This is a genomic window from Rodentibacter caecimuris (genome assembly GCF_010587025.1).
GTDB lineage: Bacteria > Pseudomonadota > Gammaproteobacteria > Enterobacterales > Pasteurellaceae > Rodentibacter > Rodentibacter caecimuris.
Genome location: NZ_CP040863.1, coordinates 2,288,754 through 2,301,486 on the forward strand (window position 1 = coordinate 2,288,754; position 12,733 = coordinate 2,301,486).

A 12,733-nucleotide genomic window follows, 5' to 3' on the forward strand; every position below is an offset into this window, starting at 1 on the left:
TCTTCTAAAAATCTTTTTCTACCGAAACAAACCATTCGGCACTTTGGCGTGAGTAAAATTCAGGAATATTGCTATCAATCTTGCGATAACGGTAATTCAATTTCGGGATAAACCCTCTCCATTGCAACTGGTTATGCCAAACCGCTACATTAATGCTATATTCCTTGTCTTGCCGTTTTTTCGTCGGGAAATAAAAATTTTCCGCTCGAAAATCACGTTTTACATAGCGTCCGCTTAAACGCATCGCAAAATCCTTGATTTGCCATATTGTGCCGATATTAAGCCCTCGGCGGAGTGAAGATTCCGCTTTATCTTTACTTTGATCGAGGCTCCCTTCAATACCACCAAATATCAACCAATTCAGTTTAGCTTGATAACTGAATGAAAGGGTTGCACCGTTAATGTAACCATTATGTCGGCGTGCCACATTGGTTTCGGCGTAGCGTTTTTGTGTATGGGAAAGCGTGCCTGAAAGCGTCCAAAGTGCGGTCAGTTCTCGATGAAAATTTGCCACGATGCCATAGTTCTTGCTGTAACGTGGCGTACCTAACCAGTTTTGCTCAAAAAACGGCATAATACCCCAAGATTGCAAGGCGGAACGATGGCGATAGCCTAATGCGGCATATAAGGATTTTTCGCTATATTCTTGATTATCCCAATAATGTACACCGCTGAAATTGCTGGTAACGGCGACAAAATGATTGCCGCCGATATTGATTTCACGATTTAGCCCCAAGCCATAACGAAAACCGTGCGCTTTTTGTGGTAAAGATTCCTCGTCTTTTCGGAAGCGAAGACCGCCAAGTATAATATCTTGTTGAGCGGAGGCATTATTCACATTGTCCGTTTGAGTGTATTGCAATTCGGTATCCACTTGCCAGTTTTGGTGTTTTTCCATTTCTTGTAAATAACGTTGGGTTAAGCCTTTCATTGTTGGGGATAAATCAGGTATTGCTCGCTCAATTTCTGCTTTTGCTTGGCGATATTGTTTGTTTTCAAAGAGCATTACACCCAAATCAAAGCGTGGATAAGCCAATGCCGGATTTTCATTCACGATCTGTTGATAAAGGGAAATCGCTTCAGGATATTGGCGTTCGGCACGTAACATTGCCCCTTTAGCGTAGCGGTAAAGGGTAGCATCATAATGGGCTTGTTCTTGATAGATCGGTAATAATCGTTTTAATAATCCCCATTGTTGATTTACCACGCCATAGTTAATCAACTTTTCTAGTTTTGTTTGCACTGAATCCCTTTCATTCAATGCAATTTGGGGCGTGGAAAGTGCGGTGGATTTTGGCGGTGTTTTTAGCTGAGGCTTCTCGGTTTTCGGCACATTTGTTTCTTCAAAGAAAATTGGTTTAGGTGTATGAATGGTTTCAGCTTGAGAAATAAGGGGGAAAACCAGTAAAAAATAAGTCAGTTTTTTCATAATAAATAGTAGGGACACACTGCGTGTGTCCGCTTATAACATATTGAAATAATTTGATTTTATAACGGACACACGCAGTGTGTCCCTACAGATCAACAAAATGTTTGTGTCGTGCTATATAACGGAACAAAAGAATGCCGTTTAAATTTAAATTGTTTTAAACGGCATTTTGTTAAAGGTTAAAGATTATTTTTGGATTTCACCGCGCGTGCCACCGAAGCCAATGTCAATATTACCGCGAGGGCTACCATCTTGAGAAGAATCATTTATTCTTTCAATTGTAACATCTCTTATATATCTATCTAGTGGCATTGGCTCAGAAGAGCCTTCAATCCATTTATATGTCCCTTGTGATAAAGATGCTTTACCTGCGATTTCTTCTGCATTTGGACCAAAGAAATTAGCCGCATATTCACCTGTTACACCACCTTCATCGACCCACGCATCAGCAATGGCATTGCCTTTAACTCTCATACTATTATGACTTGCTGATTTGTAAATTTCAGCTTCTTGCAAAGTAATATCACCAATATGATCCAACCCTGTAATTTTTCCTGAACCTTTTCTCTCAGCAAAATCCACCGTATAAGAGAGTTCACCTTGTTTCTTTGCATCAAATGCAACGCCGGTATAGGTTGCTCTTCCTTCTGAAGGGAATTTATCAACCGGTGTTTTAAAACCATTTGTATGACCTGGATAAGAACCGTCATCTACAGTATAGGTTTCGATTGTTCTAGTTTTAGAAACCTTACGAGAACGGAAAGGTGTGGAATTTCTATCATCGCCTTCCTCATAGTAATATTCTATTTCGGTATATGGCTCTACGGTTTTGTTATAGTCACCTGTAACGACGGAATATTTTTGGTTATAAATATCAGCATAAGTTGTCACTGTTTTATTGGCGACTTCCCGATCATTTTCAATAATTGGTTCGTTTTTAATAGAATGATCTTGCTTTGTTAAGAATCCTAGTGGTTTATCTCTAGTACCTTTGAAATTTATTATCACTTCATCAACTTTTTTATCTAAATTGATTTGAGCTTCTTCCAAAGAAACAAGAGTATTTTGATCAATAAATTGTTCAATATCATAACCTAATTCGGTGAGGATTTTTGCTAATTCTGTAATCTTCTCACGATTTGTTTTGTACTGTTCAAGCTCCGTTTTAGCTTCTTCAAGGGATTTATCTTTATTTTTTTGAGCAAACTCCCAAGTATTAAAGTGATGAACATTAGGGAAATAAGTATTTTTGTAGTTTTCAGCTAATTCACGTATTTGCTCTTCTTTTCGTGCCTGTAACCGCTCTTTTTCTTTTTCAGCAGCTAGTTGATTGAGGGTTTCTAATGCACTAGATTTATCGTTATCTATATTTTGATTAGCAAAATTTTGAGCTTCCCAATCTTCCAATCCTTTTTCTTTAGCAAGGTCGATTAATTCATTGATTTTGGTTTCTCGTTCAGCTTTTTCAGTAACATAATTATTGAGATCTTCTACCGCACTTTCTTTATCCGTATGATTTCTATCATAGGCAAAATTATGGGCTTCCCACTCTGGCAAACCTTTCTCTTTTGCTAATGCAAAAATTTCATTAATCAGTAGTTGTCTTTTTTGCTGAATTTCATCACGACGGCTTTCTAACAAGGTTTCAGCTTCATCAAGTGTGCTATTTTTATTTTCTCGGGCAAATTGACGAGCGTCCTGATTATTCAAACCATAATTACGCGCAAGTTGGCGTAATGTGATGGTTTTATGTGCATTTAATACTTCATCAGCTACTTCTGCTTTGGATTTGTTTTGTAAATCATCGGCGAGTTCGTTTGCCCAACCTTGTGGTAAACCGCTTTGCAAGGCAAATTTTAGAACTTCATTACGGTTTAAAATTTTGTCATTTGCTAGTTTGGCTTCTAATTCTTTCACAGCTTTTTCTTTTGCTGCCATTTCTTTGGCTAAATTTTCTTTTGCTTTTTCAGTAGCCTGCTGTGTTTTGGTTTGTTCATCTTGTGAGGCTTTTTGTGCCTCTTTTAAGCGTTGTTCGGCTTGAGCTAAATCTTGTTTTGCTTTATTTAAATCTTGCGTAGAAAGCTGTTCTGACTGTTTTAATTTTTCTTCGGTAGATTGTTTTTCGCTTTGTGCTTGCGCAAGTTGCGCTTTCAAGCGATCTAATTCGCTTTGCTGTTGAGTGGCTTGATTATTTTTGATTTCGTTATTCGGTGTGGCTGGGCGATTATCATTCCCACCACTACTCCCACATCCGGTTAATGCCAATAAAAGTGCGGTTGCAACTGAGAGATTTTTTAGTTTCATTTTGGTATCCTTAAATAGTAGTATGATTAAAAAACCAAAAAAATTATAATTTTGTATTAATTTGTGTACAATTAACCAACAGTTACACTCAGTTACCTTAATAAGGTACTTTCATTTTGTGAGACTAAACGATGAAAATTAATGAAAAAATCCGTCAATTACGTGAACAGCACCAACTATCTCAGGAAAATATGGCGGAGAAATTAGGAATGTCGGTAACGGGGTATGCCAAAATTGAGCGGGGCGAAGTGCGTTCGACTTTACCCCGTTTGGAACAAATTTCAGAAGTCTTTGAGATGGATATTTGTGAATTGTTGGCTTTTGGGGAAAACGAGAAAGTTTATTTTAATAATTCCTCAAGTGGTTCTACAAATTCAAATAATTCTAATCATTTCTTATTCGCAGTCGGCAACGATAATTTAGAAAAAGCCATTCAACAATTACAATTAATGCTCACCCATAAAGACGAATTACTTGCACAAAAAGATAAAATTATTAACGGCTTAGAACGCGAACTGGCGTTATTGCGAAAATTGCAAAATTAAAATCTCCCCTAAAGTGCGGTTAAAATTCCTTAAATTTTGATCGCACTTTTCTGTTATTTTCCTCCTTTTGTTGCTTTTTTGTTCTTGAACGCAAACGTTTGCTTTGCTAAAATTTGCCGATTTTTTATCAACACACGAGAAAAAGGGAGCAACTATGGCGTTTAATCTTAAAAATAGACATTTACTGAGTTTAGTAAATCATACTGAGCGTGAAATTCGATTCTTATTGGATTTGGCGAGAGATTTAAAAAGAGCAAAATATGCGGGAACTGAACGACCTCGTTTAACCGGTAAAAATATTGCGCTTATTTTTGAGAAAACGTCAACTCGCACGCGATGCGCTTTTGAAGTGGCAGCTTATGATCAAGGTGCACACGTGACTTATATTGATCCGGATTCTTCACAAATCGGGCATAAAGAATCAATGAAAGACACCGCGCGGGTATTAGGCAGAATGTATGATGCCATTGAATATCGTGGGTTTAAACAATCAGTTGTCAATGAACTTGCGCAATACTCGGGTGTGCCGGTATTTAACGGTTTAACCGATGAATTTCATCCGACCCAAATGTTTGCCGATGTTTTAACAATGATTGAAAATTGTGAGAAACCATTAAGCCAAATCAGCTATGTGTACATTGGCGATGCACGTAATAATATGGGGAATTCCTTATTGTTAATTGGTGCAAAACTAGGTATGGACGTGCGTATCTGTGCACCGAAAGCCTTATTACCGGAAGCGTCGTTAGTGAAAATGTGTCAAGAGTTTGCAGAGCGATCCGGTGCAAGAATTACCGTTACCGAAGATATTGATACGGTGGTTAAAGGCGTTGATTTTGTGCATACGGATGTATGGGTTTCAATGGGAGAGCCTCTCGAAACTTGGGCTGAACGTATTGATATGTTAATGCCTTATCAAGTCACACCGGAATTAATGAAACGTACCGGCAATCCGAAAGTCAAATTTATGCACTGTTTACCGGCATTCCATAATAGCGAAACCAAGATGGGGAAAGAAATTGCAGAAAAATACCCTCAGTTGGCAAATGGTATTGAGGTGACGGAGGAAGTATTTGAGTCACCGGCAAATGTGGCATTTGAGCAAGCCGAAAATCGAATGCACACGATTAAAGCTGTGATGGTGGCAAGCTTGGCATAGTAAATTATAGATAGCATCGTAAATATTAAATTAACGATGCTATTTTTTTATAAATTAACAAGGGAAGTAAAATGAGAATTGTGGTTGCATTGGGTGGAAATGCCTTATTAAAAAGAGGGGAGCCGATGACGGCTCAAAATCAGTCTGCGAATATTCGTATTGCGGCAGAACAATTGGCAAAAATTAAACAAGAAAATGAATTAGTGATTTCCCATGGCAATGGGCCACAGGTCGGGCTGTTAGCATTACAGCATGCGGCGTATTATGCGCAAGACACTAAAATTGAGCCTTATCCGTTGGATGTGCTTGTTTCTCAAACGGTTGGGATGATCGGTTATATGTTGCAACAAGAATTAATCAATTTATTGCCGCAAACCCCAACTATCACAGTATTAAATCAAGTCATTGTTGATCCAAAGGATCCGGCATTTGAAACACCAAGTAAGCCCATCGGGCAAGTTTATACCAAAGAGGAAGCGGAAAAATTAGCGTCAGAGAAAGATTGGACGATCATGGTTGATGGGCAATATTATCGTCGTGCAGTACCAAGTCCCTTACCAAAAGCTGTCACGGGAATTGATTCTGTAAAAGCTTTATTAGCCAATCGTAATATTGTTATTTGCGGTGGTGGCGGTGGAATTCCAAGTTATTATAACGACCAAGGGGAATTACAAGGCGTTGAAGCTGTGGTGGATAAAGATTTATGCTCTGCTGTTATTTCTCAACAATTAGAGGCGGATTTATTTATTATCGCTACCGATGTGCCTGCGGCTTATGTGAATTTCAATAAACCGGATCAAAAACGAATTGCTAAAGTTAACCCACAGGCTTTAGAAATGCTTGCTGCTGAATTTGCGGCTGGCTCGATGGGTCCGAAAGTGAAAGCAGTGATCAACTTTGTTAATGCCACCGGTAAAGAGGCCGTCATTGGTTCATTAAATGATATTGAACTTATTGTTAAAGGTGATGCCGGTACGCGTGTTACTCGCTCTATTGAGGGCGTGGAATTTTACTAAATTAAGAAAAACGGGGATGAAAACATCCCTATTTTTGACCGCACTTTTTAGAAAGCTTTTCAAATGATGGCGGTTGTACCAAACGCATTTTCTGTTAGCTCTTCGCCTGGTGGTAATTCAGGAACGATTGCTTGGAAAACCGGAGAGGAGACGAGTATTGCAGGTGGTGATGCTAAGGGAGATAATAATGCAACCGCTATAGGGCGAAATAGTACTAATCCGGCATATAATAGCTCTAGAGCGTGGGCACTCGGTGCTATTGTCATTGGTACTGCCTCAAAAGTCGGTAACACCGGACAAGATGAAAATGCACGGGGCGGTATTGCTATCGGTTTTGCGGCCCCCACCCAAAGCAAACACGGGGTTACTATCGGTTCAAGTGCCGCAACCAGCGGTGAAGGTGCTACGGTGATTGGTTCAGACTCAAACGCAAGCAGTTTTTCCACAGCCTTAGGGCGTTCTTCTAAAGCAAGCGCAAGCGCGCAATGGACGACGGCGATAGGGGCAACAGTTGCAGATAATAATACATATTCCATAGCATTAGGTAGTGGATCTGCTGCGAATGGCACTAATTCTGTTGAAGATCTCAAATTTAATTATGATTCAAATACAGCAAGGACAGCTAATGTTACGGCACAAACGGTAGGAAGCGTGTTATCTATCGGTAATAGAAATCACAAACGCCAAATTGTTAATGTTGCCGCAGGGCGTGTTAACCAAGATTTAACAGATGCGGTAATCGGTAGTCAACTTTATGCGGTAATGACTCATTCCTGTTTTAATATTAAAGAGAATGATTCTCCAAAATCTCGTATTAATAATAATGGTCAAGTCGATTTTGCTAACGGCAATTATACGACAGCTTCTGTTACCGATGGCAGTAACAGTGCAGCGGTTAAAGTGAATGTGGTGACTCAAGATATTTCAACTGATAATAAAGGTGTCACGAGTGTATCCGGTACAAGTGGTTTAACTACGGCAAAAACGGTTTATGACGCAATTAATAATGCGCTAAATAATTCAAGTTTTACATTAAAAGCCAATAGTGACGCGGGCACGGCAATTAAACGAAATGGCTATATTGATATTAAATCGGGAAAAAATGTTAATGTTTCTCGTGATGGTAGTGTTATCATAATCAACACTGTTGATAACCCGACATTTACTGATGTAACCACAAATAATTTGACTGCAAAAGAACAAATTAGCGGTAAAAATTTAACCGTCAGCGGTACATCCAATCTACAAGCAGCTAACGTAAATCAACAATTTTCTGCTAATAGTGATGTCTCTCTAGGCGTATCCAGTAAAACTGTTACCTTTGTTAGCGGTTCTTCAATAAATACTGGCAGTAATAGAATTAGTGGTGTTGCTACAGGTACAGATAAAACCGATGCAGTTAATAAAGGACAATTAGACGACGCTATCAGTAACATTACAAATACTACGAATACTGCTGTAAATGCGGCAAATAATGCCAACACAACGGCGAATAACGCGAATGCGACGGCAAATAATGGCACAACCACCACTAAAGACTTGAGCGTTACGAATAATGCAACGATTGTCAAAGATTTGACGGTAAACTGAAATAGCACAACCAAAGGAAATTCTGTTGTTGAGGGCAATTCGACGGTCAACGGTGATAGCGTGGTGAAAGGCAACTCAACCGTTGAGGGAGATACGACAATTAATGGTAATGTGAGTATCGGTAAAGATATAGTCGTCAACTGAAATAGTACGACGAAAGGCGACTCGATAGTTGAAGGAAATCGTAATGTAACAGGTTCAACCGTTTTACATGAGGTAACGATAAACAAATCTCTAACATTGGCGGATGATGCGAAAATTGACTTAGGCAATTCCGATATTGAAGGCAACTTTGATATTTACGGTGATGAAAGCAAGAAATCGCTCAGCCAAGCGCTAACCCAATTACAAATGACCGGACCGTTAGTTTATGTTGATTCACAAACCGGCAAAGATGTTCAACGTCATACCGATGTAGTCAGATTAAACAGCGGTTCGGATAAACCTGTGCGTGTTACCAATGTTGCTGCTCCGAAAGATACTCACGATGCGGTAAACTTAGGTTACTTTAATAAACAACTATCACTCAATATGGGCGAGGTTCACAACCGTATTAATCGGGTAGATCGTCGCCTACGTGGCGGTATCGCATCAGCGGTAGCTATGAGCTTATTACCACAATCTTATCGTGCCGGTGAATCTATTGTGAGTGTCGGCGGTGGTACTTATCGCAGTGCTTCGGCGATTGCAGTTGGTTATTCAAGAGTAACGGATAATGGTCGGGTTGTTATCAAAATCGGTGGAAGTGCCAGTAAAGTGCGGTTAAAAATATAAGTCGGTGGAATTATTTGCAAATCTATAAAACTCGCTCTATGCAAATAATTCCCCTTTATGAAAAGTAAATCACAAATTTTAACCAAACAAAAAAACGCCCTTTAAATTATTAAAGGGCGTTTGAATTTTATCTGTTAAAATTTATAGGCTATACTGTTTTCATGATTGTTTGAATAGCTACTGGAATATTGACCGAAAAACGTTGTGTGCAACGCCTACCAAGTATCTACTTTATTCTCGATTCAATTAACGTTTTACTATCCTAATGAAATATATAAAAATTAGCTTTACTCTTTAGCGTCTTCTATTAAATTTCTTAATAATGTAATTTCTTTTTGTTGTGCTTGAATAATATCATCTTTATATTTAATGATTTCGTCTTTATGAGACAGCATTAAAGTTAATTTTTCTGTATTGTCGTTTCCACCTAAAAATATATTTGAATTAGTATTGCTATTATTATCGCCTGTACTAATATAAACTTTACCTTTCTCGCCATAATTTAACAATTCATAAATATCAATATTAAATATACCGAGAATTTGTTCTAGTCTTTCAAAATTTACACGGGTCTCTCCTCGTTCAATTTTGGCATAGCCTCTTGTTGACATACTTAATTTATCTGCCATTTCTTCCTGAGAAAGTTTATGTTCTTCTCGATATAAACGAATTTTTTCATTAATGTTCATTTTTAATTCCTTTCTTTCTAGAACTTTTTGTTCATTGTAACATAGAATGATAGAACGTAGAATATAACAATATAACAAATGTTTGCTAAGGGATTAACACTATTGTTGGTTTCTAAAATTGGCAACTTTCTTTTTGGAAAGCGCAGGATTGCAAACAAATGATGCGTTAACTGAAAATAGTTAAAGATGATGGATGTTACGAGAATGTTTGTACGTTACAATCAGGAAGTGATGAAGAGGTAAAAAAGTTTAGAAAAGTAGTGAGTTTAGGCTATATCTGAGAAATATAATTTCATATTAATAGTATTTAATAGACTAAATAACTATCAAGATTTTGATTTGCGCTGTTCATTATTTCAAGAGTAAAATAATAGTGTAAGCATACACAAGTACAGATGAATTTATTCAATTTATTATATAATATAATATAAATATTGTGGATCGGGATAAAAACTGATTTTATATTGTGTTGTAAAGAAGTTGTGAGTTAATTTAAAATTTTTTGTAAAAATTGATGTGGTTTGAAATTTAGATAAAGAATTAATAGAGGGTGTTTTAATTGGATGGTATTGAAATTATTATTGACTTAAATGAACAAGTTAATCTTTTTAATTAATAGTGTTTGTAAAATATAAATGGAGAATAAAATGAGTAATAAATGGATTTTTTCTCTCAAAACACATTTTGTCAAAACTCTTGGTAAAAGACTTAATATTGTTAATGAATCACTTGCAGCAGGAGAAAATCATAATGAAAAGCTGCAATGGTGGAATAGTTTATCAAAGGAGTTTCAAGAAAATTTTTTAGAAATATTAGAACTTGATGTTGATAAGTTTAATCAGGATAAAAAGGAGAATTTAACTCAATTATTCCAACTTACTGAGTTTAGTCTTCGTTATAACAAAATCAGTGACATATCCTCTCTTGCCCGGCTTTGTCGATTGACTAAGCTTTATCTTGATAGAAATAAAATCAGTAATATTGCCCCTTTAATTCACTTAATAAATTTGCAAGAGCTTAGCCTTGAATCTAATAAAATCAGAGATATATCCGCACTTGCTCGGCTCAGTCAATTAGCCAAGCTTAGCCTTATGGACAACAAAATTAGTGATATTACTTCCTTAGCTCACTTGAACCAATTAAAAGTGCTTAGCCTAGACTTTAACGAAATCAGCGATATATCCCCTCTCGCTCAGCTTTCTCAATTAACCATGCTTTACCTCGATAGAAATAAAGTCAGCAATATTAGCTCGTTAACCCACTTAACCCAATTAAGAGTACTAAGCCTTAATGAAAATCCACTGTGCCAACAGGATATTAACTGGTTACAATCTAAATTGCCAAATTGTAAGATATATTTTAGCAATGAAAATTAAGCCTTTTATTGTCAGGGTGAAGAGGAATTATAATGAGCGAAGCAGATTATTTGGTGGCTGCGTAGCCGATAAATCACCGGCTACTTGAGATTTTTTGATGGTTTTATTGTATCTGCTCGGTGTATTTTATCTGATCATTAACCATTCAACCTAACCTATATTTTTCAGTAACGCTTTTTTATAAATCCTTAGTTTATGTATTTTTATGGTTAGTATTTTTTGCGTTAACACAAATTAATGTAATGTTTTTAATGCCTCGACCAGACAAACATACTTAGCATATTTCTTCTGATATGCTTGATAGTTATCGGAACTTGGATAAATTTTCCGCATGCTGTCGGTTAATTTAATTGGGTTTTCGACCGCACTTTGCATTGCCATTAGTGCCACGCCTAAACAACCGGTTTCTTCCGTTGTAGGAATTTCCAGTGTCATTCCAGTCAAATCAGCAAGCATTTGTAGCCATACAGTCGATTTTGTTGGTCCGCCGGTTACTCTAAGAATATTGACATCAGGAAAGCGATGTAGCATTCGGGTTAGATGGTGCATTAGGCTGAATAGTACTCCTTCGTAAACTGCTTGTATCAGATGTATTTGAGTATGATGAGATTGTATGCCGTAAAATCCTGCCTGCATTCCCAATCCGGCATTGGAGCCATACAGGAAAGGAACAAATAATATGGTGCTTGAGGCAGGCGGTAATTGTGCGATGCCTTTATTAATTTGGTTATAATCTAGTTTCCAGTGTTTGATAAACCACTCTAGATTTCCGGCGGATGTTGGGCTGGCTTCGTGCACCAGAAATTTTCCTTTTTCCGCATAACGCCCATAAACAAAGGGAATAGTTTGGTTCCGATCAATATGATCCGTGACCCCGCTGACTACCGACCAAGTTCCTAAAACTACATTCAGTTTTTTCTCATCATCCAAGCCGGCACAAAGAGCGGTCGAAATTACATCAAATAATCCGCCTACTACCGGTGTACCTTCTATTAAACCTGATAATTCGGCCGCTTCAGAAGTCACATAACCTGCTACTTGATTTGGTGCGATAATCGGTGGCATCTTTTCAAGAATGTCGGATAGTCCAAGGATTTCCGCAAGTTCATTTTCATATTTACCGCTTTCCATATTATATAAATTGGATTCGGAAATATTGGTTTCTTCACAATGTAACTCACCGGTTAAACAAAAACGAAGATAATCGTGCGACATCAATATTGAACCGATTTTCGTATAGCGTTCAGGCTCATTTTCTTTTATCCAACGTAAAATGGAAACAGGATGTCCGGTCCATAAAGTTTGTCGGGTGATCGGGTAGAGTTTTTCCGGTATCCTTTCTTGTTGCCATTGACGCACAATATTTAGTGAGCGTTGATCGGAAGATAGGATTGCTCTACCAAGCGGTTTTTTTTGTTTATCTAATAAAAACGCGCCTTTTCCTTGGGCGGAAATACCGATCCCTTTAATTTGTTTTGGATTAACCTGACTTTCTCTTATTGTTTGTTGTATGACTTCGGCACAAGTTAGCCATAATTGTGGCATATCCCGTTCTGCATAGCCTGCTTTTTCACTGATGATCTCAATATTTTTACGTATGCAAGCGGACATATTACCCTGTTGATCAAATAATGCCGCTTTAATAAAGGTTCCCCCACAATCGATGCCAAGATAATAATTCATGCCAATTCCTTATTATTCAATAGTTAGTCTGTATAAGCTGTTACTTGAAGTGATAAACAACGTTTTGGGTTACTCCCAAAAGGCACAGTTTGAAGTCATATTCCCTCAATTTGAGGAATGAGTAAAAAAATATAACGCCAAATTGTACTTACCGTAATGCGGTAAAGT

Annotated in this window: 10 protein-coding genes; 6 read left to right on the top strand and 4 right to left on the bottom strand. The window is 37.6% G+C overall.

Annotation, left to right across the window (positions count from 1 at the left end; genetic code table 11):
• Positions 1 to 4: 4 nt before the first annotated feature.
• Complete coding sequence (locus FEE42_RS11205) at positions 5 to 1,429, bottom strand: surface lipoprotein assembly modifier (protein WP_164028613.1); 1,425 nt, start codon at positions 1,427 to 1,429, stop codon at positions 5 to 7.
• A 186-nt stretch (positions 1,430 to 1,615) separates the two neighbouring features.
• Entirely contained in the window at positions 1,616 to 3,733 is a 2,118-nt protein-coding gene (locus tag FEE42_RS11210; RefSeq protein WP_164028614.1) for a factor H binding protein domain-containing protein, read from the bottom strand.
• A gap of 131 nt (positions 3,734 to 3,864) precedes the next feature.
• On the opposite strand from FEE42_RS11210, the gene FEE42_RS11215 reads away from it, so the two are divergent.
• The 5 genes from FEE42_RS11215 to FEE42_RS11235 all read left to right on the top strand — a co-directional run bounded on the left by FEE42_RS11215 (position 3,865) and on the right by FEE42_RS11235 (position 8,817).
• Positions 3,865 to 4,278 carry a helix-turn-helix domain-containing protein gene (locus tag FEE42_RS11215; RefSeq protein WP_164028616.1) on the top strand — a complete coding sequence of 138 codons (414 nt, stop codon included), beginning with the start codon at positions 3,865 to 3,867 and terminating at the stop codon, positions 4,276 to 4,278.
• A 154-nt stretch (positions 4,279 to 4,432) separates the two neighbouring features.
• The gene (locus tag FEE42_RS11220) at positions 4,433 to 5,437 is read left to right on the top strand and encodes an ornithine carbamoyltransferase (RefSeq protein WP_164028618.1); all 1,005 of its coding nucleotides are present in this window, start codon (positions 4,433 to 4,435) and stop codon (positions 5,435 to 5,437) included.
• A gap of 71 nt (positions 5,438 to 5,508) precedes the next feature.
• Positions 5,509 to 6,453: a carbamate kinase gene (arcC, locus tag FEE42_RS11225; protein WP_135968781.1), complete on the top strand. Its 945-nt coding sequence runs from the start codon at positions 5,509 to 5,511 to the stop codon at positions 6,451 to 6,453.
• 63 nt (positions 6,454 to 6,516) lie between these two features.
• Positions 6,517 to 8,043, top strand: a complete 1,527-nt coding sequence (locus FEE42_RS11230; RefSeq protein WP_164028620.1) for a hypothetical protein — start codon at positions 6,517 to 6,519, stop codon at positions 8,041 to 8,043.
• Between the two features lie 240 nt (positions 8,044 to 8,283).
• On the top strand, positions 8,284 to 8,817 hold the full coding sequence (locus tag FEE42_RS11235) for a YadA family autotransporter adhesin (protein ID WP_164028622.1): 534 nt from the start codon (positions 8,284 to 8,286) through the stop codon (positions 8,815 to 8,817).
• Between the two features lie 287 nt (positions 8,818 to 9,104).
• Here the strand turns inward: FEE42_RS11235 and FEE42_RS11240 are convergent, their stop codons facing one another.
• Positions 9,105 to 9,506 carry a helix-turn-helix domain-containing protein gene (locus FEE42_RS11240; protein ID WP_059367358.1) on the bottom strand — a complete coding sequence of 134 codons (402 nt, stop codon included), beginning with the start codon at positions 9,504 to 9,506 and terminating at the stop codon, positions 9,105 to 9,107.
• A gap of 647 nt (positions 9,507 to 10,153) precedes the next feature.
• Here FEE42_RS11240 and FEE42_RS11245 point away from each other — a divergent pair.
• Positions 10,154 to 10,882 (top strand): leucine-rich repeat domain-containing protein, encoded by a 729-nt coding sequence (locus tag FEE42_RS11245; RefSeq protein ID WP_164028624.1) that lies wholly within the window; start codon positions 10,154 to 10,156, stop codon positions 10,880 to 10,882.
• A gap of 234 nt (positions 10,883 to 11,116) precedes the next feature.
• Here FEE42_RS11245 and FEE42_RS11250 read toward each other — a convergent pair whose 3' ends face one another.
• Positions 11,117 to 12,565: an FGGY-family carbohydrate kinase gene (locus tag FEE42_RS11250; RefSeq protein ID WP_164028626.1), complete on the bottom strand. Its 1,449-nt coding sequence runs from the start codon at positions 12,563 to 12,565 to the stop codon at positions 11,117 to 11,119.
• Positions 12,566 to 12,733 lie beyond the last annotated feature (168 nt).

Coding starts and splice junctions, on each gene's coding strand:
- FEE42_RS11205 (WP_164028613.1), bottom strand. CDS start 1,429: ATGAAAAAACTGACTTATTTTTTACTGGTTTTCCCCCTTATTTCTCAA.
- FEE42_RS11210 (WP_164028614.1), bottom strand. CDS start 3,733: ATGAAACTAAAAAATCTCTCAGTTGCAACCGCACTTTTATTGGCATTA.
- FEE42_RS11215 (WP_164028616.1), top strand. CDS start 3,865: ATGAAAATTAATGAAAAAATCCGTCAATTACGTGAACAGCACCAACTA.
- FEE42_RS11220 (WP_164028618.1), top strand. CDS start 4,433: ATGGCGTTTAATCTTAAAAATAGACATTTACTGAGTTTAGTAAATCAT.
- arcC (WP_135968781.1), top strand. CDS start 5,509: ATGAGAATTGTGGTTGCATTGGGTGGAAATGCCTTATTAAAAAGAGGG.
- FEE42_RS11230 (WP_164028620.1), top strand. CDS start 6,517: ATGATGGCGGTTGTACCAAACGCATTTTCTGTTAGCTCTTCGCCTGGT.
- FEE42_RS11240 (WP_059367358.1), bottom strand. CDS start 9,506: ATGAACATTAATGAAAAAATTCGTTTATATCGAGAAGAACATAAACTT.
- FEE42_RS11245 (WP_164028624.1), top strand. CDS start 10,154: ATGAGTAATAAATGGATTTTTTCTCTCAAAACACATTTTGTCAAAACT.
- FEE42_RS11250 (WP_164028626.1), bottom strand. CDS start 12,565: ATGAATTATTATCTTGGCATCGATTGTGGGGGAACCTTTATTAAAGCG.